25 protein-coding genes and 1 other RNA gene are annotated in these 25,480 nt (G+C 59.3%); 18 read left to right on the forward strand and 8 right to left on the reverse strand.

What is annotated here, in order from left to right:
- Window positions 1-87: 87 nt before the first annotated feature.
- The 3 genes from dprA to RBB77_RS17730 all read right to left on the reverse strand — a co-directional run bounded on the left by dprA (window position 88) and on the right by RBB77_RS17730 (window position 2,392).
- Window positions 88-1,272, reverse strand: coding sequence for a DNA-processing protein DprA (gene dprA, locus RBB77_RS17720; RefSeq protein ID WP_353063066.1), 1,185 nt, complete (start codon window positions 1,270-1,272; stop codon window positions 88-90).
- 95 nt (window positions 1,273-1,367) lie between these two features.
- Entirely contained in the window at window positions 1,368-2,141 is a 774-nt protein-coding gene (locus tag RBB77_RS17725) for a hypothetical protein (RefSeq protein ID WP_353063067.1), read from the reverse strand.
- 47 nt (window positions 2,142-2,188) lie between these two features.
- Window positions 2,189-2,392, reverse strand: a complete 204-nt coding sequence (locus RBB77_RS17730; protein WP_353063068.1) for a DUF3565 domain-containing protein — start codon at window positions 2,390-2,392, stop codon at window positions 2,189-2,191.
- 36 nt (window positions 2,393-2,428) lie between these two features.
- On the opposite strand from RBB77_RS17730, the gene RBB77_RS17735 reads away from it, so the two are divergent.
- The gene (locus RBB77_RS17735) at window positions 2,429-3,295 is read left to right on the forward strand and encodes a menaquinone biosynthetic enzyme MqnA/MqnD family protein (RefSeq protein WP_353063069.1); all 867 of its coding nucleotides are present in this window, start codon (window positions 2,429-2,431) and stop codon (window positions 3,293-3,295) included.
- Between the two features lie 100 nt (window positions 3,296-3,395).
- Window positions 3,396-4,100: a YqaA family protein gene (locus RBB77_RS17740; RefSeq protein WP_353063070.1), complete on the forward strand. Its 705-nt coding sequence runs from the start codon at window positions 3,396-3,398 to the stop codon at window positions 4,098-4,100.
- A gap of 1 nt (window position 4,101) precedes the next feature.
- Here the strand turns inward: RBB77_RS17740 and RBB77_RS17745 are convergent, their stop codons facing one another.
- The 4 genes from RBB77_RS17745 to ffs all read right to left on the reverse strand — a co-directional run bounded on the left by RBB77_RS17745 (window position 4,102) and on the right by ffs (window position 6,807).
- Complete coding sequence (locus RBB77_RS17745) at window positions 4,102-4,788, reverse strand: hypothetical protein (protein ID WP_353063071.1); 687 nt, start codon at window positions 4,786-4,788, stop codon at window positions 4,102-4,104.
- Window positions 4,788-5,360, reverse strand: a complete 573-nt coding sequence (locus RBB77_RS17750; RefSeq protein ID WP_353063072.1) for a PadR family transcriptional regulator — start codon at window positions 5,358-5,360, stop codon at window positions 4,788-4,790. The genes RBB77_RS17745 and RBB77_RS17750 overlap by 1 nt, the downstream gene beginning before the upstream one ends.
- Window positions 5,361-5,492: 132 nt before the next feature.
- Window positions 5,493-6,509, reverse strand: a complete 1,017-nt coding sequence (locus RBB77_RS17755; RefSeq protein WP_353063073.1) for a beta-ketoacyl-ACP synthase III — start codon at window positions 6,507-6,509, stop codon at window positions 5,493-5,495.
- Window positions 6,510-6,709: 200 nt separating this feature from the next.
- Window positions 6,710-6,807, reverse strand: an RNA gene (gene ffs, locus RBB77_RS17760) — signal recognition particle sRNA small type.
- Window positions 6,808-6,970: 163 nt separating this feature from the next.
- Here ffs and RBB77_RS17765 point away from each other — a divergent pair.
- From RBB77_RS17765 to ftsY, 16 genes are all read left to right on the forward strand, one after another.
- Window positions 6,971-8,431, forward strand: coding sequence for a GH1 family beta-glucosidase (locus RBB77_RS17765; RefSeq protein WP_353063074.1), 1,461 nt, complete (start codon window positions 6,971-6,973; stop codon window positions 8,429-8,431).
- A 112-nt stretch (window positions 8,432-8,543) separates the two neighbouring features.
- Complete coding sequence (locus RBB77_RS17770; RefSeq protein WP_434557071.1) at window positions 8,544-9,089, forward strand: glutathione peroxidase; 546 nt, start codon at window positions 8,544-8,546, stop codon at window positions 9,087-9,089.
- A gap of 210 nt (window positions 9,090-9,299) precedes the next feature.
- Entirely contained in the window at window positions 9,300-10,091 is a 792-nt protein-coding gene (locus tag RBB77_RS17775) for a hypothetical protein (RefSeq protein ID WP_353063075.1), read from the forward strand.
- 100 nt (window positions 10,092-10,191) lie between these two features.
- Window positions 10,192-11,982, forward strand: coding sequence for a 30S ribosomal protein S12 methylthiotransferase RimO (rimO, locus tag RBB77_RS17780; protein ID WP_353063076.1), 1,791 nt, complete (start codon window positions 10,192-10,194; stop codon window positions 11,980-11,982).
- A 268-nt stretch (window positions 11,983-12,250) separates the two neighbouring features.
- Complete coding sequence (locus RBB77_RS17785; RefSeq protein WP_353063077.1) at window positions 12,251-12,481, forward strand: hypothetical protein; 231 nt, start codon at window positions 12,251-12,253, stop codon at window positions 12,479-12,481.
- Window positions 12,482-12,626: 145 nt separating this feature from the next.
- Window positions 12,627-12,848, forward strand: a complete 222-nt coding sequence (locus RBB77_RS17790) for a DNA gyrase inhibitor YacG (protein ID WP_353063078.1) — start codon at window positions 12,627-12,629, stop codon at window positions 12,846-12,848.
- Window positions 12,848-13,357, forward strand: coding sequence for a phosphatidylglycerophosphatase A family protein (locus tag RBB77_RS17795; RefSeq protein WP_353063079.1), 510 nt, complete (start codon window positions 12,848-12,850; stop codon window positions 13,355-13,357). The genes RBB77_RS17790 and RBB77_RS17795 overlap by 1 nt, the downstream gene beginning before the upstream one ends.
- Before the next feature lie 63 nt (window positions 13,358-13,420).
- A complete protein-coding gene (locus tag RBB77_RS17800; RefSeq protein ID WP_353063080.1) occupies window positions 13,421-14,494 on the forward strand; it encodes a gluconolaconase in 1,074 nt (357 codons plus the stop codon).
- Between the two features lie 177 nt (window positions 14,495-14,671).
- A complete protein-coding gene (locus RBB77_RS17805) occupies window positions 14,672-16,483 on the forward strand; it encodes an ATP-binding protein (protein WP_353063081.1) in 1,812 nt (603 codons plus the stop codon).
- A gap of 49 nt (window positions 16,484-16,532) precedes the next feature.
- Window positions 16,533-16,964 (forward strand): cupin domain-containing protein, encoded by a 432-nt coding sequence (locus tag RBB77_RS17810; RefSeq protein WP_353063082.1) that lies wholly within the window; start codon window positions 16,533-16,535, stop codon window positions 16,962-16,964.
- A gap of 102 nt (window positions 16,965-17,066) precedes the next feature.
- Entirely contained in the window at window positions 17,067-18,338 is a 1,272-nt protein-coding gene (locus RBB77_RS17815; protein WP_353063083.1) for a competence/damage-inducible protein A, read from the forward strand.
- A 56-nt stretch (window positions 18,339-18,394) separates the two neighbouring features.
- A complete protein-coding gene (gene plsY / locus RBB77_RS17820; RefSeq protein WP_353063084.1) occupies window positions 18,395-19,006 on the forward strand; it encodes a glycerol-3-phosphate 1-O-acyltransferase PlsY in 612 nt (203 codons plus the stop codon).
- Complete coding sequence (locus RBB77_RS17825; protein WP_353063085.1) at window positions 19,003-19,995, forward strand: NAD(P)H-dependent glycerol-3-phosphate dehydrogenase; 993 nt, start codon at window positions 19,003-19,005, stop codon at window positions 19,993-19,995. The genes plsY and RBB77_RS17825 overlap by 4 nt, the downstream gene beginning before the upstream one ends.
- Window positions 19,996-20,055: 60 nt before the next feature.
- On the forward strand, window positions 20,056-20,274 hold the full coding sequence (locus tag RBB77_RS17830) for a hypothetical protein (RefSeq protein ID WP_353063086.1): 219 nt from the start codon (window positions 20,056-20,058) through the stop codon (window positions 20,272-20,274).
- A 175-nt stretch (window positions 20,275-20,449) separates the two neighbouring features.
- Complete coding sequence (locus RBB77_RS17835; RefSeq protein WP_353063087.1) at window positions 20,450-21,379, forward strand: ketopantoate reductase family protein; 930 nt, start codon at window positions 20,450-20,452, stop codon at window positions 21,377-21,379.
- Window positions 21,380-21,428: 49 nt separating this feature from the next.
- On the forward strand, window positions 21,429-22,430 hold the full coding sequence (ftsY, locus tag RBB77_RS17840) for a signal recognition particle-docking protein FtsY (protein WP_353063088.1): 1,002 nt from the start codon (window positions 21,429-21,431) through the stop codon (window positions 22,428-22,430).
- Between the two features lie 120 nt (window positions 22,431-22,550).
- Here ftsY and RBB77_RS17845 read toward each other — a convergent pair whose 3' ends face one another.
- Window positions 22,551-25,247, reverse strand: coding sequence for a beta-glucosidase (locus RBB77_RS17845; protein ID WP_353063089.1), 2,697 nt, complete (start codon window positions 25,245-25,247; stop codon window positions 22,551-22,553).
- Window positions 25,248-25,480 lie beyond the last annotated feature (233 nt).

The raw sequence follows: 25,480 nt of genomic DNA on the forward strand, positions 1-25,480 counted from the left end.
TAACTCGCCAAGTCAAACGAAACCCTAAACTTAGGTTGATCTTCGCGGTAGCCGTCGGGTTGCAGGAATCAACCTTGCCACTCCGGCTCAGAAAGCCCGCACATAATTTTTTCCGGGCAGCTGCCGTACACGTCCCGCGAGCTCCAGTTCGAACAGAGCGGTAAATATCTCGGCGGAGCCTAACTTCGCCTCCAACTGCTCAATCAGTTGGTCCAGTTGCGTGGACTCATCATGCCGCAACTGCTCAAAGACGATTCGTTCGTGCTCTGGAAGCGGCGTATCGTTAAATAGAGATGCAGCCCCTCCTGCTTTCGATTCAGCACCCCCTCCAGCCGCTGCCTGCTCGTCTTCGAGAGCGAGCCTGATCTGAGAGGGCAGGTCCTCCCATATGTCTTCCCACGTTGCGGTGAGCTTAGCACCCTGTTTTATCAGTGTGTTGGGTCCCCAGGCGTTCTTGTTCGTCACGTTGCCGGGGACCGCGTAGACGTCGCGATTCTGCTCCATCGCGCACCGCGCCGTAATTCTGGTTCCGCTGTACTCAGCCGCCTCGATAACCAGGACTCCCACGCTCATGCCGCTGAGAATGCGGTTGCGGATCGGAAAGTTTTGCGGTGCGGGAAATGTTCCGAGCGGATATTCGCTCACAATGGTCCCGCCGGTCGCGACGATCTGCTCCGCGAGTCTTTTATTCTCCTTGGGATAGATGACGTCGATTCCGGTACCCCAGACCGCGACCGTCTTGCCCCCGGCCTCGATCGCTCCTTTGTGTGCGGCGGTATCGACCCCGCGTGCCATACCGCTGAGGATCACGATTCGCCGGTTCGCCAGATCGCGTGAGAGCAGCTCCGCCATCCCAGCTCCGTACGGCGAAGGTTGACGCGTTCCCACAACTGCGATTCCCGGCCGAGCCAGTTGAGAGACATCACCCCGGATCCAGAGCGTCGATGGCGGATCGTAGATCTCGCGCAGCCGTTCGGGGTAAGCCTCGTCTTCGGGAGTCAAGATGCTGCCGCCAGCTTCGGCGACGCGCTTCAATTCGTCTTCGGCAGCGGCCTTCGCCCTACCCTCAAAGACAAACTGCGCCGACTGTGCCGGCATGCCTGTGCCTTCCAACTCGGTCAGCGAGGCTTCGAGCAGCTGCTCCGCCGCACCCAGCCGATTCATCGCCTTCCAGATTCGCGTGGGCCCCATCCCGGGAGTCAGTGTCAATGCCACCCATGCCAGCCGTGCCTGTTCGCGTACAACTGCTGCATCCTGCTGCGCCAAAGCCATTCATCGTCCTCTTCATCGGTATGCTTTGCCGTCCACTGAGTCAGCGACTCGAAACATCGTCGCGGACAAAGGGCTCATCGTCACTGTATCGCATCTCACGCGGAGAGATCGGATGCAAAACTCTCCGCGAGAATAAATGACACGCCACTCATCGCCAATGCAACTAGCAGGCTAGTGACTTCGTTCCCATCGCGCGGGTTGGCTGCGACGCGGGGCACGTGAAGGATAACGACCCAAATAAAAAATATTGTGCCCAACAAGATTGACGCCGTTCGTGCCATCTTCCTGGCGACGATTGCCACCGCAGCGGCGATAAATGCCACTCCGACGAAGTACGCCCAGAACAGACGCGCGGGAATCCATGCGGGGACGATCGTTGCAACGAACTTCGCATACTGGAAGTGCTGCACGGCGAAGACCACCAGCGCGACGGCGAATACGACGCGCCCGAAGGGTACTAAGTGCGACAGGCTATTGTTTGCCGGCTCGAGCCTGAGTCCGTCGGGAGTCTCGATCCGAGCGAGCACGAAAGCGCCACCCATCAAAGCCAGAAGCTCGAAGCCGCTGGTCCAGGGATCGGGACTATGCGGCTGCGCGATGAGCCTGGGGAATTGCAGAAACAGGACGTATAAAAAGAGTGCACAACCCAAAAGCACCGCCGACAGCCGCGCCAGCTTTTCCGTTGTGATGCAGACTGCAACCGCGATCAACGCAGCGCCCGTTAACAACGCTCCCACTTGCGATCCAGGAAGCCAGGGAGGTCCGGGGATCGGGCCTTTCAGTCCGCTGGCATAGATGAAATATTCGACGCCAAAGCAAAACATGGAGATGGCAAAGAAGAAGCGACCAGCTCTGAGTAATTCGTTCATTCTTCTGCTCCCTTCCCAAATGCCTACGCTGTAACGTGAGAATCCTACTACGTCGGCTTTTTCGGCTCCTCGTCGCAGAGCTTGCACTCCATCACGCTTCCGATGCGCACCGCCCTTCCCTCTTCGGTCGTCACCCACTCGCGTACTGTCCACGGCGGATCGTGACGAACATGCTGCCCATGCCCACAGTCCAGCCGGGCCGCCCAATGCTGCTCCTCATCCTGATAAAAAGCCACTACTCGCCTCTGCATCGAGCGCTCCTCCCACACATCTAATAAACTAGTCCTTTGAACACTTCGTCTTCACCCTCCATGCTCCGTGTCGCTGCCATCAACTTTCTGAACCCTGCACCGCTGATGTGGGACTTCGAACACGAGCCGCTTGCTGCAGAACTAGCGACCAGGTATTCGCTTCACTACACCCAGCCTTCGCAGTGCGCTGCGGAACTTCTCGCAAACCGCGCCGACCTTGGACTCATCCCAATCGCATCGCTCACTCCAGAGCTTGCGGTCGTCCCTGGCTGCACGATTGCGTCCTTGGACGATGTGCGTTCGATTCAGCTCATCGTCAAATCTCCTCACACGCTCAGCACGGTGAAGACGGTCTCTGCAGACACTGCCTCACGCAGCTCATTGGCCTATGCTGAGATCCTCTTTCGCAAGTTCGCCAACAATCATCCGGCCTTCCTGCCTGCGCAGGCCGACCCCATCGCTATGCTGCAACAGACCGACGCCGCCATCCTGATTGGGGATCCAGCTCTGCTCGCCCTCGAACGCCGAGAACAGATCGAAGCCGAAGTAGGCCCGTGCGAGTGGTTTGATCTAGCCCACGAGTGGCATACCCGCACCAATCTGCCCTGGGTTGCCGCGGTGTGGGCCGTGCGGCCTGAGGCACTTGGACCGCCTCGCCTTACTGCCGCCGAACTCGTCGAAGACCTCGAAGCCTCACGCAATCACGGTCTGCTGCACATCGAAGATCTGGTGGAACAATGGACTCCCCGCATCGACCTGAGCCCAAAAGTCATCCGCCACTATCTCTCCCACAACATCCACTACGTCCTAAACACGGACTGCATTCGTGCTATCAAACTATTTCGCCAATACGCCGCTGAGGTCGATGTTCTTCCAGCTCTCCCCGATCTCCACTTCCTGTAAGCCCTCTGCTATACTCGCCGCTCCACTAATCTTAAAAAATCTCAGCGACTTCTACTCCCTAAGTCGCGTCTTAATGTCTATGAGTGTCGGCGCAGCTGCCATGATCACCGCGAAGAACCTCGCACTAGCGGCACAGACGGCCGCTTCGCAACACTCAGCGCGCAATCCGATTCTTCACTTTCTTTTTGGCTTCGGACTTTTCGGCGTCTTCCTGGTCTCAATCGTCGATAGCTCCTTCGTTCCGCTCCCTCTGCCCGGTATCACGGACATCATGATCATCGTGATGGCAGCACAGCATCAAAGCTGGTTTCTCCTTATTCTGCTCGCGACGATCGGTTCGGGGCTTGGCGGATGGTTCAGCTATCAGGTCGGACAATCCGGTGGGATGGCCTTTCTCGAAAAACATGTTCCGCCACGCATCTTCAAACGAGTCTGCGAGTGGATGGAGAACCATGCCATCCTCTCCGTAGCACTTCCCGCCGTTATGCCGCCTCCAATGCCGCTGAGCCCCTTCGTCCTCGCAGCGGGTGCGCTAAACATGTCGCGCAAAAAGTTCCTCACCACGTTCATCATCAGCCGATGCCTGCGGCACGCGGTTGCGGCCTGGCTCGGTATTCACTACGGCCGGCACATCCTCCATCTCTGGAACAGTCTTTCGGCGAAGTACGCGACCCCGGTTCTTATCGTGATCTGGACAGGAATTCTCGCGAGTTGTGCCTTCGCCTTCTGGAAGCTCTACAAGACCTCGCGCGCGGTCCACCCCGGCAAGCATGGTCTAGCCAAACCCTCGAACACCGTCGCCTGAGCTAAGCTGTCGCTTTCGCTCTCGGGGCGAATTTCCGCTGATAGTACGCCGTCGTCACGATGATGGCAGGCACACCAACCATCGTCGGCCACAGCCACACATACCAATGATTGCCGATCATACGCGTCAAGGTCACAACACTGAAGGCAGACCACGCCGCGATATAGCTCCCGATAAAGTTGCCGAGATGGGTGTACCACCAGAACATCTTCTCCTTCGGTTTATGAACGAAGGAGAGCATCTGCCTCGCAGAGCCAACCATTCCAATGAATCCGAATACCACCCCCACCGATGGAAGCACTTCAATCGCGGCGGGACGAAACCATGAAAGCCACGCCAGCAGCGCGCTCGTCGCAAAGGTCACGATCCCGGCAATCCAGTCGACAGGTTCTGCGTTTCCGCCACGCGCAAGCTCCTTCAGCCGCAGCACGCGATAAGCCGAAAAGGCAAAGTAGAAACTGAATACCGCCACCAGCGCCAGAAAGCGCACAGGAAAGAAAAACGCAAGCGGTAGTGCGGTTCCAGCGACCACGCCCATCGACCATAGATAGACCATCCCCCAACGTTTGTGCTGCTTGCCGCCCTTCGCCGTAACGAGCGCGACTGGAGCGAGCAAAAACGACGAGGCGCCCGCCGCTATATGAATCGCAAGAAAAATCTTTACCCACAACGGATCGAGTGCATGCATCACCGCCTCCTTTTTCCCTTGCTCTCTATCGCGTCCAACTCCGCCAACGTTTCTTTGCACCACTTCAACATGGCTCCGCTGTAGTGCTTTCCGTGGTTCAGAGTGATAAGCCAATAAGGCAACTGCGGATCATTAGGATGGTCGATTTGTAGTTGCTTCGCCGTTGCCGTGTACACCTTCAAGGAGCGCTGATGAAACTCCATGTTTGCGGTCACGTGTTCACGGTTAACGCTGATCGAAACATGCTCGCCGAAGAAGAGCTTCAATAGCAGCTCATTTCTCGCGACCTCTTCTGCCACCGGAATCTTCAACCACTCCCGGAGCCTTTCGCGACCGTCGGACGTGATCGAATAGAGATGCCGGTCGGGCTTTCCCTTGTTGCGTTCGGTCTTCTTCTCGACCAAACCTTCTGCGGCAAGCTGCTTCAACCCCGGATAAATTTGCCCAAAGCTCTCGCTCCAGAAGTGACCGATAGATTGCGAGATGAGCTGTCGGATGTCATAGCCCGACATTGGCCTGAGAGTCAGAAGCCCAAGCAGCGCATTAGGTGTCGAGCCGCCTTTCGTTTTCATAGCTACTAGCTATATATCTTCTAGATAGATATTGCAAGAAAACTTCTCGAAAACCTGAAGAAAGATCCCCACAAAACAAAACGGGTGAAGCATCTCGTCTTCACCCGTTCCGAAAGCCTTATTGAATCAGAGTTAGAACTCCCACCGCAGCAGCGTAGCTCCCACTGTAAAGCCAGCTCCAACACTAGCCAGCAGGACAAGATCGCCCTTCTTCAACCGCTTCTCCTCAAGCGCCGTCTGCATGGCCATTGGAATCGTAGCCGCCGTGGTGTTGCCGAATCGGTCGATGTTGATAATCACTGACTCTTCCGGCATCCCCAGGCGCTCGGCCGTCGACAGAATGATTCGCTTGTTCGCCTGGTGTGGGATAAAGCAACCAAGGTCCTTCCCCTCCAAACCATTGCGCGACAGAATGATCTCTGCAGCTTCGGCCATCTTGCGCACCGCAAACTTGTATACGGCCTGCCCATCCTGATGGACATAGTGCATCTTCGACGCGACCGTCTCGGCAGTCGGCGGATGGAGGCTGCCGCCGCCGGGCATATTGAGCGCCGAAGCACCCGAACCGTCGATCTCGTGCCAATAGTCGACGAGCCCAATCTCTCCCTCTTCGCATGGTTCGAGCAGCACCGCACCGGCGCCATCGCCGAAGATCACGCAGGTTGCCCTGTCGGTGTAGTCGATGATCGAGCTCATCACATCCGCTCCGATCACCATCACCTTCTTGTGCATTCCACTCTCGACCAGCTTCGCTCCCACCTGCAAGGCATAGGGAAATCCCGAGCATGCCGCCGAAAGATCGAATCCCCACGCACCCTTTGCACCCAGCTTGTCCTGCACGATGCAAGCCGTCGCAGGGAAGAACATATCGGGTGTCACTGTGGCTACGATGATCACCTCCAACTCACTCGCCGCGATGCCGCGCACTGCGAGACATTTTTTTGCCGCCTCGATCGCCAGGTCGCTGGTCGCGACGCCCGGTTCCACAATGTGCCGCTCACGGATTCCGGTCCGCTCGGTAATCCACTGGTCATTGGTTGCGACCATCTTTTCCAGGTCTGCATTGGTCAACAACCGCGGCGGAACGTAGGTCCCTACCGAACTTATCTTCGCGCGCACCCGCGTCTGCGGTTTCAACGTCAAACTCAAACTCTCACCTCATCTAGTGTCACAGTTAATAAAAGAACAGGTTCGAAATGAACCGCCGTTCACCGTCGGAGACCATTCTCTCTGACAAGCGTACGCGTGTCACCTTTCCATTGACGAGCAGGGTGCCGAAAAAGACACACTCCACCCACAACAGGAAGGTTTTCGAAATGTAATGAGTGGAAATCCAAGAGGAGGGATTTGTGCACCGGGCGACCTACTGCGCCCGTAATGACCCGTTACCGTTGCTTCCTTCCGGACCTGGCGGGGTTGGCGGGATTACGTCGCGTAGGACCCGGCACAAGAGCTAGTTTACCACTTCGAACGCACCTTCGCTCGCGTGGCTATCTCATGCACGTGCAAAACTTGGCGATGCGTAGATACAAGCTCTCCTTCAATTGCTGGTCGTTGTCAGTTGATGGTTGAACCGTCTACACTTCCTGTTGTCTTACGAGGGGTATCTTTTGTTCAATCGATTTAGCCGCCGCACTTTCGCTCGTCTTCTTGGATCCGCCGCACTCGCCCCCACAGCACTGACAACCATCGCAACACCAGCCTCCGGGAGAGTAACTCCCTCCACACCGACTGCACGATCTTTTCCGCAAGGCTTCCTCTGGGGTTCCGCGACCGCGTCTTATCAGGTCGAAGGCGCCGTGCACGAAGATGGCCGCGGGCCGTCAATCTGGGACACTTTCTCGCACATTCCGGGGAAGATCAAAAACGGAGACACCGGCGACGTCGCCAACGATCACTACCATCGCTATAAAGAAGACGTGCAGTTGATGAAGGCACTCGGCCTCAAAACTTACCGCTTCTCCGTTGCGTGGCCGCGCGTCTTCCCGGTGGGCACGGGCACGCCCAATCCGAAGGGCCTCGACTTTTACAACCGCCTCGTCGACGAACTGCTTGCAGCCGACATTCAACCCTACTGCACGCTCTATCACTGGGATCTCCCGCAGGCGCTTGAAGACAAAGGCGGCTGGCAGTCGCGCGACACCTCGGTTGCGTTTGCCAACTACGCAGGGTACGTCGCCGAACACCTCTCAGACCGCGTCAAGTACTTCATGACGCTGAACGAGATGAGCTCCTTTGTCAGCGGATACGCCACAGAACGCCACGCTCCGGGCCTCAAGCTCCCACCTGCTGGGGTCAACCAGGTTCGACACCACGCAGTACTCGCTCACGGCCTCGGAGTCCAGGCCATCCGTGCACACGCCAAACCCGGCACAAAAGTTGGGCTTGCCGAAAACGCGAGCGCCTGCGTCCCCATCATCGAAACACCTGAGCACATCGCTGCCACTGCTAAGGCTATGCGCGAGGTCAACGCAGGCTATCTCACCGTCATCATGGAGGGTCGCTACACCGACGCGTACCTCGCTCACGCCGGTGCCGACGCGCCGAAGTTCACCGATGCCGACATGAAGGCCATCGGCACACCCGTCGACTTCGTCGGCCTCAACATCTACACCGCCACGTACATCCGCGCCGACGACTCCCCTGCCGGCTTCGCGCGCATCCCTTCGCCAGAGTCCTATCCACACATGATGAGCCCCTGGCTGCATGTTGGTCCCGAGGCGCTCTACTGGGGACCGAAGCTCACCGCGCAGCTATGGAACGTCAAAGAGATCTACATCACCGAAAACGGCGCCTCCTCGACCGATGTCCTCACACCGGATGGTCACGTCTACGACTCCGACCGCGTGATGTACCTTCGCAATTACCTCACGCAGCTTCATCGCGGAGTCTCCGAGGGCGTTCCCGTCCGCGGCTACTTCCTCTGGAGCCTGATGGACAACTTCGAGTGGGCTGACGGCTACGCCTATCGCTTCGGCATCCACTATGTCGACTTCGCCACGCAGAAGCGCACGCCGAAGATGAGTGCTCACTTCTATCACGAGGTGATCGCCCGCAACGGTCTTGCCTAAAAACTCTCGACGGGCAAACCGGACTACCATCTCCGGATTGCCCGCGCCAGAGATGAGCGCGCGAATAAGTCGCACAGTTACACTGGGCACATAACTATTTCTGGAGTCGCCAATGCGAAAGATCTACCTGATGCTGATGTTCTTGTTCCTCAGCGGCGTGGCCATGTCCGATGCCGGCGCGCCTGCCTACCATTTCAAGCTGAGCACCATCGATGGTGACCCCACCACGCTTGGTGCCTACAAGGGCAAAGTCCTGCTGGTGGTCAACGTTGCCAGCGCCTGCGGATTTACGCCGCAGTACACCGCGCTCGAGGCCGTCTACGAGAAATACAAGGACAAGGGCCTGGTGATCGTTGGCGTGCCCGCGAACAACTTCGGCAACCAGGAGTCCGGCACCAATGCCGAGATCCGAGAGTTCTGCAATGCCAAGTTTCACGTGAAGTTTCCGATGATGGCGAAGGTCTCGGTAAAGGGCGACGATAAGACGCCACTCTACCAATACCTCACTTCGGCGCCTAACGTGGGCGGCGAGATCAAGTGGAACTTCACCAAGTTCCTCATCGCGCGCAACGGACAGCCGATCGCTCGCTTTGAGCCGGACGTAACGCCGGATTCGCCACAGGTGATCTCGGCGATCGAGTCTGCGCTGAAGTCATAGGCGCTGCGATGCGTGAAAGCCCGCTCATAAGAGCGGGCTTTTTCTTTGAAGAAAGGGCGTTATCAAAAGCCGACTTTGCGGCAACTATTGCTCTCAGTCATTGAGAACAGGCCAAATCAATATGAACTGCAGGAATGTGCCACTTACCTCAAAATTCACCTGTCCATCCATACCATTTGCGTTATCCTTTTCGTCGTCGGGAGGTTTCTCATGAGCTTCTTCCATTCCTGCCCTGCTGCATTCTCTTTCCTCTTCGCCACACTATCCTTCGCGCAGAACCAGCAACAGATGCCCCGTGACTATCGTGGGGTCCAGATCATTGTCCCGGGCATCTTCGTTACTCCCGTCCCGAACGCACCCTTCAGCGCCACTGTCGATATCCTCTCCCACGAGAACTTGCCCGACGGCTCGGTAAATATCAGCACGACCATCGCACATGTCGCGCGCTCCTCTTCGGGACGCATCTATAACGAGCGCCGCGAGCTCGTTCCCGCAAATTTCAAAGGCGAACCAGAGCTTCTCTCCGCACACATCTACGATCCTTCGAGCCGCCTGAATATCTTCTACAACCCTTTTCAGCGCATCGCCCGCGAAAGTATCTACGACGGGCCACCTGCCGCACCGCCGAACACGGTGCCGACCCGTACGCCACCAAACAATCCTTACTTCAAACAAGAGAACATCGGCACGCAGCCTCTTGACGGTCTTATCCTCACTGGCATCCGTAAAACCCACATCATTCCCGCGGGAATGAGCGGAACAGGAAAAGAGATCGCCATTGTCGACGAATATTGGTACTCGCCCGATCTCTCCATCTACATGATCATCAAACACAACGATCCGCGCACCGGCGAACAACTCGTCGCCGTCAGCAATGTTGAACGCCACGAGCCCGCCGCGTCGGTCTTTGCGATACCCACCAACTATAAAATCGTCGACGAAAATCCCCCTGCGCTGCCTGCTACACAGCAGACACCCGAAGCGGCACCAACCCAAAGATAGATTGGAATCGACCAGGTCGATCTCTTCGAGAGCTTGAATTGCAAGGGTTTGTGTCTGGTCGGGTCGGGTTTTGCCCATAAAATTGATAGAATAGGAGTCTGTGACTCCACCCGCCATTCTCGATGATGTAAATGTAGAAACTCCTGCCAGGACTCGTCCAAAAGTAGGTTTCGTATCGCTCGGCTGCCCCAAAAACCTCGTCGACTCAGAGGTCATGATGGGCATGCTCCATCACAACGGAGCCGAGCTGACACCCCGCGCCGAAGACGCGGAGATCATTGTCATCAACACCTGCAGCTTCATCGACTCGGCCAAGCAGGAGTCGGTCAACACCATCCTCGAGATGGTTCAGCACAAGAAGCAGTTCGGCGGCAAAGCCCAACGCATCGTCGTCGCCGGGTGCCTCGTCGAACGCTACCGCGACGAGATCCAGAAGAATATCCCTGAAGTCGACGCGGTCGTCGGCACAGGCGAGCTCGAGGCAATCCTCGCAGCAGCGGGGCTCACTCCCAGTGGTCATGCGCAGAGCGACTCGCCCTTCAACATCCTTCCGCAGGGCACACCAGAAGCGACGATCCACACCCACGCCATCGGCATGGCACAGACCGACGGCGAAGTCGCGTACCTCGAATCGGCCAGCGCCCAGCAGTTGATCGACCGCGCACCCAGCGCCGTCTCGCAGCACTCGCGCCCGCTCGCAGATCCCGAACACGACCGCGAGATCGCCCCGCAACTCCGCATCGTGCAGTCGCTCGCCGAGACCGGCACAACCCACGGTGACGAGCCGCTGAATCACACCGGCGACCACATCGCCCATCTCCCCATCGGCATCGATGCAGGCAACACCAGCCGCCCCGAAGGCGACCTCCGCCAGCAACAGGGCCGCTTCTCCCGCGAGTCATGGGGCGGTGCCACAGCCGCTCTCCCCGAGTATCTCTACAACGACGCCACCCCGCGCATCCTCACCACGCCGCGAGCGTCAGCCTACATCAAGATCGCCGAGGGCTGCGATCACCCTTGCAGCTTCTGCATCATCCCGCAGCTTCGCGGCAAGTTCCGCTCACGCCGCATGTCGTCGATCATCGCCGAAGCCGAAAACCTCATCAAACAGGGCGTTCGCGAGATCACACTCATCGGCCAGGACACTACCTGCTACGGCGAAGACCTCGGCTTCACCGACGGCCTCGCCACGCTACTCGATGCACTCGCCGTGCTCCCTGGTCTGCGCTGGCTGCGCTTCCTCTACACCTATCCCAACAAGGTCACCACGCGTCTGCTCGAGACGATGGCCAAGCACGACACCATCGCAAAATATCTCGACGTACCGCTGCAACACGCCAGCGCCAGCGTGCTCAAAACGATGAAGCGCGGCGGCAACGCGCAGATCTTCCTCGACCTGATCGCCAAGGCGCGCCGCATCGTCCCCGGCATCGTCGTCCGCACTAGCTTCATCGTCGGTTTCCCTGGCGAAACCGAAGCCGACTACAAAGAGCTCGAAGCCTTCATCACCGCCGCGAAGATCGACTGGCTTGGCGTCTTCACTTACTCCGACGAAGAGGGCGCAGCGGCGTTCAACCTAGCCGATGACACCAAGGTCCCCAACCGCACCATCCAGGCCCGCCGTCGCAAGCTGATGAAGCTCCAGCAAAAGATCAGCACTAAGGCCAAAGCCGAATGGGTAGGCCGCGAGATCGACCTCCTTGTCGAAGGCGAATCGGAAGAGACCGAACTCCTCTGGGAAGGCCGCACCTCGCTCCACGCGCCCGAGATCGACGGCAAGGTCTTCATCAACGACTTCGGCCCACACGAGACGCTTGTTCCCGGAACCTTCTACCGCGCGGAGATCACCGAGTCCCACGACTACGACGTCGTCGCCCGCATCCTCGAATAAATCTCGTCGGCTGATCGTAGCCAGTTCGTATAAGATGGATACGGTGACTTCCACTCTGCAGCTACGGCGCTCCACCCATCAAGGCACCCTGCCTCTGCATCGTCTTGCCTGCTGCATTCTATCGATTTCCGTTATTACCTCGCCCATGATCGCGAGTGGCCCACCGTAAACTTCAGACTCTTCTCTGAAATTCGAAGCCGCCACAGCGAAAGCTCTGGCGGCTTTTCTCTTTTCCCGTAGACCCGTCCAGCAACCCAAAGGATCAACCATGAAGTGGACATATCAAATCACCGCCGCCTCAAGACCACGGGTACTCATGAGACTGGTCCAGCTCTTCGACCAGCAATCGCTTGTCATACGTTCGCTCGAACTTGCTCTGCTCGACAACCGGGTCAGAATTAACCTGACGGTCGAGGTCGAACGGGAGCTGGCTCTTCGTCTTCAGGCCAAGCTCTATCACCAGATGGATATTGAAAACGTGGACCTTCTGGCGAGATAGAGTCTGTGATGAACCGCATCCAAACCGATCTCAAAACATCTAATTTGTCGAGTAGAGTCGGCGCGACCTGAAACTGGCGTCTTGAATATGTCGTTCACTTTGCGCCAAACTGAATCTGCACAGAATCCCGACCTAAGAAGCCTTCATGACCAAGATCAAAACTCTCCGCTGTCCTACCTGCCGCAACATCGTCCTCGCCACTGGCGAAGACTTCCCTTTCTGCTCCGACCGCTGCCGCCGCATCGACCTCGGCAAGTGGGCCAGCGGTGACTACAAGATCTCCTCGCCCATCCAGGATCCCGATCTCCTCGAAGAACTCGCGCGCTCGAACAAACACAATCGCCAGAACGACGACGACGTGAACTAGTGGCGAACTCCAACGTCCAGATTCATCCCCCTGCAGAAAAAAAGACCCTCTGGGCGTGGCTCATCGGAACTTTCTTCGGAGCAGGCCTACTGAAGCCAGGCCCCGGCACCTACGGCAGCATCTCTGCAGTCCTCCTCTGGTACGCTGCCGCGCACATTCTGCACCCAGCGCCCGCAGCACTCGCCATCGGCACAGCTGTCGCCGCAATCTTCGCCACGCTCATCGGCATCCCTGCCGCCACAATCGTCGCAAACGAGTCCGGCCGTGAAGATCCCGGTCACGTCGTCATCGATGAAGTCGCGGGCCAGCTCATCGCGCTCATCGCCATCCCCGCCGACTGGCAGCACGCTGCGCTCTCACTCCTGCTCTTCCGTTTCTTCGATATCCTCAAGCCGCCTCCAGTCCGCCAACTCGAGCGCCTCCACGGCGGCACCGGCATCATGCTCGATGACGTAGGCGCTGGCATATACGCACTCGCCGTCGCACAACTGATCCATCTGCGCTTCTAACGCCCTTCCCCGCAGACGACAGTTGCGCTCCCTACCGCAGCCGTCTACGCTAGCTTCAGGACCATGACCACACTCCGCTCGTTTCTGACGCCCGACAAGCCCGACGCACCAGCGCCGCATCTCGACCGCGTCACTCCCCTTGCGGCCATGCCCGGCGGGGAGATCGACGTCCACGGCGCACATCTCGAACCTCGCGGCACCTTCGTCCCGCGAGCGACCATCGGCGACATCTCCGCTCCGCTGCTCCTCAGCCGCCCCACTCGCGCCACCGTCCGCGTCCCTGAAGGCACCATCACCGGCGACCTGATCCTGCATCGCAGCGGACAGGCCAGCAATCCGCTCAACGTGAGGATCGCGGTGCCTATGGCGGAGAATCTTCATCCCGTCGCCAACCCGGCGGTCGACACCGACGGCAACGTCTACGCTACCGTCTCCGGCGCCCGCGGCCAGGCCGTGCCGGTTTCCATCTTCCAAATCCAGCGCGACTTCCAGGTCCGTCCCTTCGTCCGCGATGTGATGAACGTCACCGGCATCGCCTTCGGCCCCGACGGCTACCTCTACGCCAGCTCCCGCGCCGAGGGCACCGTCTACCGCATCTCCCCCGACGGCGCCGTCTCCACCTACGCCGAGGGTATGGGTATCGCCACCGGCATCGCCTTCGACGGCGACGGCAACCTCTACGTCGGGGACCGCTCCGGCACCATTTTTAAGATCAGCCGCGGGAACACCGACGGCACCAGCGGCGAAATCTTCGTCTACGCCACGCTCGAACCCAGCATAGCCGCGTACCACCTCGCCTTCAACGACGCCGGAACACTCTTCGTCACCGGCCCCACCACCTCCTCCAATCAGGTCATTCACGCCATCGACCGCGACGGCAATGCGACCGTCTTCTATCAGGGGCTTGGCCGCGCCCAGGGCATCGCCTTCGACGTGGACGATAACCTCTACGTCGCCGCCAGCCTCCACGGCCAGCGCGGCATCATCCGCATCGACCGCCATCATCAGGCGACGCTCGTCGTCTCCGGCAGTAACGTCGTAGGCCTCGCCTTCCTTGAAGATGGTAACGCCGCACTCGCCACCCGAGACGCCCTCTACCACGTCGCCCTGGACATTGAAGGCCGACGCCTCATATAGATATGTCATGCAACCGACCGAAGCTGAAAATTTTGTTTCGACCGTTGAGTCCCATGCAATCTGGCGACCGATCTCCGTCGCCAGATTGCCCGTGCATTACGTAAGATCTAAAGTAGGCAGAACGCATTGCTCTTAAACTGATCTGGATGTACAGCCTCACGTGTGAGGAAAAATACTTTGGAATCGCGGCTTTACAACAGGCTCTTATTTAGACTCTTCGCTCTACCCGTTGCAGCACTTGCCTTCCTCGCTCTGATCCTTGGATACGGTCTGCAACGTGTCGAAGAAAGTGCAAGCGCGGTCGACCGGGCGGACGTTGTCCTTCTTCATGTAAACCGGCTCACCAAACTGATCCTCGATGAAGAGACCGGCCTGCGCGGATTTCTCCTCACCCGCAACCCCGTCTTTCTGGAGCCTCTCCACTCCGCAGATCTACAAATCGAACCCGAGTTCGATACCCTCTTCAATCTGGTTCACCGTCCTGAGCTGGTCGAACGATTGCGTCACCTTCAGCAAAGTCATAAGCAATGGGAGCTGGAGGCTTACCACGAGATCGATGCCTTTCCTCAGGACACTGCGACGCTCGAGCAGCATCTTCTCCAGCGCAAGCAGGATATGGACATTCTCCGCGCCCAGATGGATGACTTTCAGAACATCGTGACGGGGCGGCGCGCCGTACGATCTGCCGAAAATATTCTCGTCAACCGAAACGCGCGAATTATTCTCGTCCTCGCCGTCGCACTCATCGCAGGTCTACTCGCATGGGAGATACGGAGAATCTTCCGCATCCTCACCTCTGCGTTCAACCAACAGATCAGAGAGATAAGACAACGCGTCGACGAATCCTACGCGAGAGAGCAGTGGTTGAACACCACGATTCGAAGTATAGGAGACGCCGTCATCGCCTGCGACACTGACGGCAACATCGTCTTCATGAATTTCATCGCCGAGAAGCTCACCGGCTGGAAGGAAAGCGAGGCCCACGCGCGTTCCCTGCACGAGGTCTTCCCTATCTTCAACGAAGACACGCGTGCAGCCGTTGAAAATCCCGTCGACAAGGTGCGACGCCTCGGCACCGTCGTCGGCCTGGCCAACCACACTTTCCTCGTCTCCAAGAACGGCACTGAAATCTGCATCGATGACAGTGGCGCGCCCATCCGCGACAGCTCCGGCAAGATGATCGGCGTCGTCCTCGTCTTCCGTGACATCACCGAGCGCCGCATGTCTGAGGGTGCGCTCATGCGTGCCGAAAAGCTTGCCGCAGCCGGTCGTCTCGCCGCCTCAGTCGCACACGAGGTCAACAATCCTCTCGAAGGACTCACGAACCTCGTCTACATCGCCCGCCGATCCGACGAGCTCAACGAGATTCGGCATCTTCTGTTCCAGGCTGAAAATGAGCTTAACCGCATCGCTCACATCACCCGACAGTCACTTGGCTTCTATCGCGAGACTTCGATCGCCACCCACTTCAGTCCTGCAGCCGTCGTCCATGAAGTCAGCGACTTCTACGCCGGCCGCGCCGCGGTGCTTGGTGTAACCCTCCTCGTCAACACCACCACCGAGCGCGAGGTCCTTGGCGCCGCAGGCGAGCTTCGTCAGGTCCTCTCCAATCTCCTCGCCAACGGTCTCGACGCCTGCTCAAAGGGAGACACCATCCGCCTCGAGGCAAACTCCGCCACCGATCCACGCGATCCCACGCGACTGGGCGTGCGCATCACCGTTGCCGACACTGGTCTTGGTATCGCTCCCGAGCACATCGACAGCATCTTCGAACCCTTCTTCACGACAAAAAAAGATACCGGCACCGGCCTGGGTCTCTGGGTCTCCCGCGAACTCGTCGAAAAGCACGGCGGCAGGCTCCGCGTCCGCTCCCGCAATTTGCCAAAGTGCGGCACCGTCTTCTCGATCTTCCTGCCCATCCAGGGAGGCCCGGGCGCGCTGGCAAAACTCAACGGACACCAGCCGCAGAACAACCTCACCGCAAGTTAAATCCTTGCTGCTTCAGGCCGTCTGCGTCATCTAATTCGCAGAGGTACTTATGCCGAAGCACGATGCTTCCTCCGCTAACACTGGCGTCTTCAATCTTCAGAAGATCGCCGAAGGTTTTCCAGACAGCGCCAGCACCATGCTGATCGACACTCGCCTGACCGACGAGCTTCACGCCAGCTCCCGCGTCTTTCGCGTCTACCATCCAGTTGGGGCGCACTATCACGCCACCTGCGACGAATATCTCGTCGTACTCTCTGGCCGCGCAACGTTTTTCCTCGGCGAAGCTCCGCCTTTCGAGGCCGGCCCCGGACAACTGATCTTCTTCAAGCAGGGCACCATTCACGGCACTCCCCAGATTCTCGAAGAACCCTTCGTCGTCCTCGCCGTTGACACTCCACGCCGCGATCCCAGCGACGTTCACTTCGTAAACCCCGCCGACGGAACGCCCGACACCTTCATCCAAAGCAAACGCCTTTCTTGACCATTAGTCAGGTGCTAAGCGACCGAGCTTCTACGAAACCGTCCCGCAACGGATATCATCATCACAAAAGCCATTCACGGCGTAGAAAGCTCACCATCCCACATGATCGCTGAAATCATCGCTGTCGGTTCCGAGATGCTCACGCCCTTCCGTCAGGACACCAACTCCCTCTACCTCACTGACGGCCTCAACGACCTCGGCGTACAGGTCGCCTTCAAATCCATCGTTGGCGACAACTTCGCGCACCTCACCAGCGCCGCCTCCATCGCTATCGCCCGCGCCGACATCGTCATCTTCTCCGGCGGCCTGGGCCCCACCGAAGACGATCTCACCCGCGAAGCCGCCGCCGCCGCGCTTAACCTCGAGCTGCATTCCAACCCTGCCATTCTCACCGACCTCTACAAGCGCTTCGCCGCGCGTCAGATGGTGATGCCCCCCAACAACGCCAAGCAAGCCGACGTGCTCGACGGCGCCACCATCCTCAACAACCCCAACGGCAGCGCCCCTGGCCAGCTTCTCGACACCACCATCCTCGACGCAGCCGGCAACCACATTCGCAAGATCGTCATCCTCCTTCCCGGCCCGCCAAGGGAGCTGAAACCCCTCTTCGACGCCGAGGTCAAGCCACGCCTCGCCGCTGCTCTCCCCCCGCGCCACCTCGCCAAACGTCTCCTTCGCATGGCCCTGATCCCCGAGTCGCACGTAGACTCCCGCACCGCCCCCATCTACACCCAATACCCCGACGTCGAGACCACCATCCTCGCCGGCGGAGGCGAGATCCAACTCCACTTCCTGTGTGCAAAGCCCACCCTCGCCGAAGCTCAGCAACGCGTCGACGAGCTCACCGAAAAGATCGAAGCAGAGATGGAAGACTCCATCTTCTCCTCCCACGGCGAATCCCTCGAAGAGGTAGTCCTGCTCAATCTCGGCCTCCGCGACCTCACTCTCGCCACAGCCGAAAGTTGCACCGGCGGTCTCCTCGCCCAGCGCCTCACCGCCATCCCCGGTAGCTCGCGTTATTTTCTCGGCGGCGCAGTCGTCTACAGCGACGCGCTCAAGACCATCTTCGCCGACGTCCCCCCAGAACTCGTCGCAACCAAGGGCCCTGTCTCACACGAAGTAGCACGCGCCCTCGCCGAAGGCATCCGCACACGCACCGGAGCCTCGCTCGGGATCTCGATCACCTGCATCGCCGGCCCCGGCCCCGGCGCTCCCGGCCCCGATGCTGAAAAGCCCATCGGCCTGGTCTACGTCGCGCTCGCCAACGCCCAAACCACCCAGGTCAAAGAACTCCACCTCCGCGGCGACCGCGAGATGATCCGCCTGTGGGCAAGCCAGCACGCCCTCGAACTAATACGCCACCACATCCTCTAGCAGAAACCACCCGAAGCCACCGCCCCTCCGCACTTGGTAGACTCATTCGGACGACAATGAACCCTTGGCTCCTCTCCATTCCGCTTGCCTATCTTCTCGGCTCCATCCCCTTCGGCTATCTCCTGGTAAAGATCTTCCGCAACGAAGACATACGCGCCACCGGCAGCGGCAACATCGGCGCCACCAACGTAGCGCGTAGCGGAGCCAAAGGCCTCGGCATCGCCACTCTTCTTCTCGACGCCGGCAAGTCTTTCCTCGCCGTCAAGATCGCCCAGCATCTTGCACCCGGCGACTGGGACCTAGCCGTCGTCGTCGCAGTCGCAGCGATTCTCGGGCACGTCTTCCCCATCTGGCTCGGCTTCCGTGGCGGCAAGGGGGTCGCCAGCGCTCTCGGCGTCATGCTGGCTCTCAGTCCCGCGGCAGCAGCCTGCACCTTTGGCGTCTTCCTGGTCGTTGTCCTTCTTACCCGCTACGTCTCCCTCGCGTCGATCATCGGCTCAGCAACCTTCCCCCTCTTCGGCCTCTACTTCATCCCCCACCGATCCCCGATCGTCATCGACGGCCTGCTCTTCATTCCGCTTCTCGTCATCATCAAGCACCGCGAAAACATTCGCCGCCTCATCGCCGGCACAGAGAGCCGCTTCGGCAAGAAAAAGGCGGAAGCATGAGCCGCATCGCCGTCCTGGGCGCAGGCGCGTGGGGAACAGCCCTTGCTCTGTCTCTCGCCCGTCGCGGCGGACACGAGCTCTTGCTCTGGTCGCACTCTGCCGCTCTCGCCGAGCAGCTCAGTGAAGCGGGCGAAAACCTTCGCTACCTACCCGGCTTCACCCTGCCTGTAGATATCCACGTCACCTCAGACCTCCCGCGCGCAATCTTCGAAGCCGACATCCTCCTCTGCGTCACCCCATCACAGCATCTGCGCGGCGTCCTCACACACATCGCCCCGCTGCTCACGCGGAACCAAATCATTCTCAGTGCCAGCAAAGGCATCGAAGAGACAAGCTTCCTCCGCATGTCGCAGGTCGTCGCCTCTATCGCCAGCAACCCCTTCGCCGTCCTCAGCGGCCCCTCCTTCGCTCAGGAGGTAGCAGCCGGCATGCCGACCGCCGTCGTCGTCGCCTCCACCTTCCCGCAGGTCGCCCAGACCATCCAGCGCGACTTCACCTCGCCCAGCCTGCGCGTCTACACCAACGAGGACGTCCCCGGCGTCGAACTCGGCGGCTCGCTCAAAAACGTCATCGCTCTCGCCGCAGGCGTCGCCAACGGCCTCAACCTCGGCCACAACTCCTCCGCTGCTCTCATCACGCGCGGCATCGCCGAGATGACACGCCTCGCCGTAGCCTGCGGTGGACGCCGACAAACCCTCGCCGGCCTCTCCGGCGCCGGCGACCTCATTCTCACCTGCACCGGCTCGCTTTCTCGCAACCGCACCGTCGGCATCGAACTGGGCCTCGGCCGTCAGCTCCCCGAAATCATTGCCAGCCTGAATGGCAAGGTTGCAGAAGGTGTCGGCAGCACCGCCGCTGCGCTCGGTCTCGCCGCTCGCTACGCCGTCGAGATGCCGATCACCGAGCAGATGGACGCCATCCTCCATCACAACAAAAATCCCAAAGAGGCCATCCGCGAGCTCATGGCCCGCCCCGGCCGCGACGAATAATCCGCAGTTTTTTTTCAAGAGCGCAGCCAATCACGCCGTTTTACGCCTAAGCTGATACGCATGCATAATCACGAGCACGAACACGGACACATTCCTCCGCCGGACCTCCCGCAACACAAAACGTATATAGGATTTCGCCCTCATATCTTCATCGGAGGCCTCGTCCTTATCGCGATCCTCTTCCTGTATCTCCTCCTCCTCGTGCGCCCTTCTCTCTGGCCATCATCCGCCCAGCCCACGCCCTCATCTACCCCCGCCGCCCCTGCACCGGCAAACTGACCCGCACGACAGCAGGATTTGGAATCGGCGCGCAATCCAATCGTCCTGCTATGCATCCAAACAAACATGACCGGTCCGCCTTGTTCCAACAGCGATCCACGCCTGACGAACGAACCCGATAACTCTCTTTTTCTCCGATCCCAATTTCCCAAATGAAACAGCACGAAGGAGCAAGATGAAGATTCTTGTGGTTGGTGCCGGCGCAGTAGGCGGTTACTTCGGAGCGCGTCTCGCGCAGGCGGGCCGCGACGTCACCTTTCTCGTCAGGGCCGCTCGCGCCCAGCAACTCCAACGCGACGGCCTCCGCATCATCAGCCCCCACGGCGACCTCACCCTCAAACCGCAGACCATCACGAGCACCGAGATCACCGGCCCCTACGATATCATCTTCCTCAGCGTCAAAGCCCAAGCCCTCGACCAAGCCATCAAAGACATGGCCCCCGCCGTCGGCCCCGAGACGATGATCTATACCGCACTGAACGGCATGCGCCACATAGGCACACTCGTGCACAGCTTCGGCGAACAAGCCGTCCTCGGTGGAGTCACCTTTGTCTCCACCGATCTCGACGAACAAGGCCGCATCGTTCAACTCACACCCGTGGATAAGGTCATCTACGGCGAACGCAGCGGAGAGATTACCCCTCGCATTCGCTCTCTCGACGAAACCCTGAGCAACGCCGGCTTCGCTACCGAACTCTCCACCAACATTACCCAGGCCATGTGGGACAAATGGGTGACGATCGCCTCCTTCGGTCTCATGACCTGTCTGCTAGGCGGTCCCGTTGGCGAAATTAACGCGGTCTCCGATGGCAAGCAGACCGCCCTCCAAGCCATAGACGAATGCGCGGCGATCGCGAAGGCGTGCGGCTTCCCTACCCCGCTGCCTCATCTCGAAATTGTCCGCAAACTAGCCTCCGAGAAAGGCTCAAAGTTCACCTCGTCGATGTACCGCGACCTCCAAAAAGGTGCACCCGTCGAAGTCGACACCATCCTCGGCGACCTGCTCGACCACGGCCACGCCCACCAGATCGAAGCTCCTCTACTTCAAGCCTGCTGCGTCCGCCTCCGTGTCTACCAAAACACCCTCACGTCCAACAAATCCTGACAGACACAAGCCCGCCTCATCGGCCGGAGATTGCTAAACTAACTACAGCATGGCTTTTTCCCTCTTCGGCAAACGCGACAAACCCGAGCAACAACCCGACCAGCCCACCACCTCCCCCGTAGAGCCGCAGGAGCCAAAACGCGGCTTCTTCGACCGGATGAAGGAGGCGGTCACCCGCACCCGCGAGAGCTTCTCCGAATCCATCAGCTCCGTCATCGCACTTACCCGCGAAGTCGACGAGACCACCCTCGTCGGTCTCGAGCCCATCCTCCTCGCCGCCGATCTCGGCGCCCCCACGACCGCCCTCGTCATGGAAAACCTACGCCAGCGAGCCCTCCGCGTCGGCATCCAGGGTGGCGACGATCTTAAACGCCTCCTTAAAGCCGAGCTCAAGCAGGTCCTCGACAATGTGGCCCGTCCCATCACCCACCCGACCACGCCGCCCGAGGTCATCATGATGGTCGGGGTCAACGGCACCGGCAAGACCACCACCACCGGCAAGCTCGCGGCCCACTTCACCGCGCAGGGCCGTACCGTTCTCCTATGCGCCGCCGACACCTTCCGCGCCGCTGCGATTGAACAGCTAGAAGTCTGGGCACAACGCTCCGACGTCCAGATCATCAAGACCAAGCAAGGCGGCGACCCATCAGCCGCCCTCTACGACGCCTGCGCCGCTGCCAAGGCCCGCAACACCCAGATCCTCATCGTCGATACCGCCGGCCGCCTCCACACCAAGACCGACCTCATGAAGGAGCTCGACAAGATGCGCCGCACCGCAGAAAAACTGATTCCCGGCTCACCACACCAGACCCTCCTCGTCATGGATGCCACCACAGGGCAGAACGGCCTCACCCAGGCCCGCCTCTTCACCGAAGCCGCTCACGTCACCGGCATCGTCCTTACGAAACTAGACGGCACCGCAAAGGGTGGCATTGTCCTGGCCATCGCCACCGAACTCAAACTCCCCGTCATCTACGCCGGCATCGGAGAAAAACTCGAAGACATCATCCCCTTCGACAGCGCCAGCTTCGTCGATTCCCTACTCGACTAAAGCGCAATCGCCCCACCCAAAAAGGTATACAAGTCACGAAGTGACCGCCCCACGCGCGGTGGGCCCGTCCGGCGGGACAGAGAATCATCCCGCCGAACAGGCCCTCACTTCCCGCGAAGGCTACTTCTCCGCAGTCAGCTTCAAATCACGCGACGAAGAGCCCACCCGCACCCGTCTCGCATCCGACCGCACCCACCTCTTCTCCGCCACCGACCAATACTCGAGCGCACGCGGAGTCACATGCATCTTCACGTCCTTGCTCTCACCCGGCGCCAGCGTCACACGATCAAACGCAGCCAGCGTCTTCGGTGCAAACTGCACCCCCTGCGGCTGCTTCTCAGGAGCATCGAGATACACCTGCGGCACCTCATCCCCCGCCACGCTGCCGGTGTTCTTCACCCGCACCGAAACATCCAGTCCGTGATCCGAAGCCTTCGCAACCTTCAGGTCCGAGTACTCAAACGTCGTATATGAGAGCCCGAATCCAAACGGAAACAGCGGCTCGATCTTCTCTTTATCGAACCACCGATACCCAACATCCACGCCCTCAGAGTAAGTCGTCTTCCCATCCACACCCTTGGCCGACCGCTCCGGATGCGCCGGGTCATTCGCCGCATAGTCGGTCAACTGCTTCGCCCACGTAAACGGCAGCCGCCCACCCGGATTAACCTTCCCCAGCAGAACATCCGCCGTGGCCCAACCGCCTTCATCGCCCGTCCACCACATCTGCACCACGCCCTTCACCTTGCCCAACCACGGCATCGCGACAGGCTGGCTCACATTCATCACCACTATCGTGTTCGGGTTCACAGCCGCAACCTCATCCACGAGCTTGTCCTGCTCCCCCGGCAACGCAAAGTCCGGCTTCCCTCGCGTCCAAACAAACACCACCGCCGTATGCGCCTTCTTCGCCGCATCGATAGCCGCCTTGTGATTGCTCTCCCGCAACTCCGGCGTCACCCAGTTCAACCGAATCTGTTCCGGCGCCTTCGAAGTATCGCCGCTCGCCATCACCGTGATCGAATGCGGTCCCGCAGTCAGCTGCACTGCGCGCCGCACATTATCCAACCCATCGACCGTCGGGAATCCGTTGTCCTGCGTGGCATATTGGATATCGCCATGCACCGTTCCCTTCGCCGCGCCGGTCTGCCCGATGCGCTTCCCGTCGATCATCAGCCTGCCTCGAGCACCCAGTGCCTGCAGATAGAGCCAGTACTCCCCTTCGCTCGGCACCGTCAGCGTTCCCTTCCACGTCACTGTGCCATCAGCAGGCAGCGACTTGCCATTGCTATGCGTAAAGTCGAGCTGCGCATCCACCGTCTCCCTGGCCGAACTCTCCGTGCGCAGCAGCCCGGGACTACCATCATGCGACAGCGCCAATGCAGGCACAGGCACGCCCGTCATATCGTCATCCACCGCAAACGTAACATTGGCCGATGGAGCGCCCTTCTTCAACGCATCAAGTGGTCCAATCTGCCGATCCGTCAGCCCAGGACTCCGCTCGCCAAACGTACCAATCGCCGCAATCTGCAAAGCTCCCGGCCCAATCAGCGCCAGCGACTGTAAATCATCATTCTTCAACGGCAACGCATGCTCGTTCTTCAACAGTACCGCCGCATCCTCCGCCGTCTTTCGAATCACAGCAGCGTTCTCTTCGATAGCCTGCGGCGTCACATCATGCTTCTGCTTGCCATCCAGATATCCAAAGCGATCGATCTCATACAGCACTCTCCGCGCTGCAGCCGTAATCGTAGCCTCCGTCACGGTGCCGTTCTTCAACGCCTCCCGCATCGTCGTCTTGTCGTTATCGCGCGGGAACGCGCCCATATCCATCCCGGCTCCCTGTGGCTCCTCAGGAATGGGGCCACCAAGAATGCCGGTGAGTTCATCCATATCGACCGGCCTATTCGAAGCTGGCTCCGGCGGAGCTGTCACAAAATAGTTGTTGATGAACGCTTTGAAGGGACTGTCCGCCTCCGCAGCACCGGGCATCTCCATATCCAGACCTTCATTAAGGAACAGAACGCTGTGCACTCCGCCCCAGTCCGACGTCACGAATCCCTTGAAGCCCATCTCGTCCTTCAGGATCGTCTTCAACGTATCGCTGTTGCCGCAAGCAAACGGTCCATTGATGCGGTTATACGAGCACATCACCGAGGAGGTACCAGCCTTGATCGCCTCTGCAAACGGCGCAGCATAAACCTCGTGCAGCGTTTGCTGGTCGATGAAGATGTTGTACGAATTCGAGTCATACCCCACATAGTGTTTCGTCTGCGCCATCACGCCTTGACCCTGCGCCCCGCGAATCTCGGCAGCGCCCATCACACCCGTCAAGTACGGATCTTCACCAAACGTGTTGTAAGCGCGCGCAAACGTAATATCGCGATCGATATTTACGAACGGCTGCAACACCACATCGATGCCGAGCGACCGCGCCTCGCGGCCAATCACCAGACCATTCGCCTCTGCATCTTTGGCGCTGAAGGTAGCGGCAACACCCATCGTCGCCGTCTCGGCCTGCCCCGCAACCCGCGTCAACAATCCCGGAGGCCCATCGGCCATACGCAGCGAGGGCACATGCAGCCTCGGAACTCCGGGCAGATATCCAGCCTGCCCCTGATAAACAGAAGGATCCTCAAGCCCGCCCCGAATCAGGTCCATCTTCTCTTCCAGCGTCATCTGCTTCAGCAACCGGTCCACCCGGGCCTCATCCGCATGCTCTGCCGGAACTGCCTGTGCCCATGACGCCACACTGAAAACGCTCAATGCACCCAGACAAAAAACGACTGCGAGATATTTACTCTTCCTCAACGACATAGCCGACTATCCTCTTCTTCCGCATAGAAATGCTGGTCTTTTTTCTTCGCTGATAAGAAGAGAGCCCTCCATCAGAGCCCCCACACAAACTCTCTCCCCTGCCGTCGTCGACTGAACACGCCTTCGAAGAACAGTCTTCTCCGATCACATGGCAAAACGCTTTTTTCAAGTTCGAGGATTGTAGACCAAACGACGTAAAACTGGCTCACTCAGCTGTTTAGCCGCTCGCGTAA

Origin of the sequence: Tunturibacter psychrotolerans (assembly GCF_040359615.1) — a bacterium.
GTDB lineage: Bacteria > Acidobacteriota > Terriglobia > Terriglobales > Acidobacteriaceae > Edaphobacter > Edaphobacter psychrotolerans.